Source organism: Spirochaeta isovalerica (assembly GCF_014207565.1).
Classification (GTDB): Bacteria; Spirochaetota; Spirochaetia; order DSM-2461; family DSM-2461; genus Spirochaeta_F; species Spirochaeta_F isovalerica.
The window spans coordinates 1-1,093 of record NZ_JACHGJ010000032.1 but is presented as its reverse complement, the minus strand read 5'-3'; the positions used below and the strand labels follow the sequence as shown (position 1 = coordinate 1,093).

Below are 1,093 nucleotides of genomic sequence, written 5' to 3'. Positions count from 1 at the left end.
AACGCCAAAATCACCTGCAGACCGTTAAGCTGGCGCAAATACTGCCGCGAAGCGAAAAGCAGTATTTGTGACAGTAGGGCTGTCAGGTGCATTTTTTTGTTATCCATTTTTCTTTCTATATCTGGTCATTCTACCTGTTCCAGCTGATTCAATTCTATTTTCTTCCAGTAATTGCTTAAGATCTCTACTTGCTGTAGCACTGGATATTCCTTTGCACACATTCATATATTCTTTTCGGTCAAACCAATCATTGAGTTTTGTTAGTGCAATTTCTGTTCTCTTAGTATAATCCGGGCTTGAAGGTCTAGATTCCGATATTGTATCACGAAGTGCTTCATTGATGATGTTCAGCATAAATTCGATGAAGATAGTCGATTTACCTGTATTATCAGATACTGCTAATGCATCATAATATTCTTGCTGGTGATCTTTAATGAGTTTTTCTATGGGAACAAACTCGAATATTGGATTTACATTCATTAGTATCCGAGTTTGCCAGAAACGTCCCATTCTTCCATTTCCATCCTCAAAGGGGTGAATAAACTCCATTTCATAGTGAAATACGCAGCTTTTAATAATTTCTAGATCTTCATCTTGTTTTAGATATGTAAATAGATCATTCATGAGTCCTGGAACCATTTCTGATGTTGGAGCAATATGAGTAACTTGCTTACCTTTCATTATTCCGACCTGGGTTTTCCTGTATTCTCCTGCGTGTAATACAAGATCACTCATTAATAATTTATGGGCTTTAAGAAAATCCTGTTTCCTGTATGGGTTGAATGAATTTAGTAAGTCATATGTTTTTATAGCATTTTGGACCTCGAGAATATCTTTTTGAGGTCCAATTATTCTTTTTTTATCTATTATTGCTGTTACATTTTCTATATTTAGAGTATTCCCCTCGATTGCTAGTGAGGATTGGATTGTTTTTATTCTATTTTGTCTTCTTAATCTGGCCTCAGGTTTTACCAACATCAAACTTTGGCAAATACCTAAAGCCTCTGTAATTTGCCCATATAAATTTAATATCGTTTTTGTAATATCGTACGGTGGTTTCACAGCTTCATGATAGTATCATTTGATGCTATCG

1 protein-coding gene is annotated in these 1,093 nt (G+C 35.3%); it reads right to left on the bottom strand.

All coding sequences use genetic code 11. The features are described 5' to 3' along the window. Positions 1–99: 99 nt before the first annotated feature. On the bottom strand, positions 100–1,062 hold the full coding sequence (locus HNR50_RS22135) for a Fic family protein (RefSeq protein WP_184748989.1): 963 nt from the start codon (positions 1,060–1,062) through the stop codon (positions 100–102). Between the last annotated feature and the right edge of the window lie 31 nt (positions 1,063–1,093).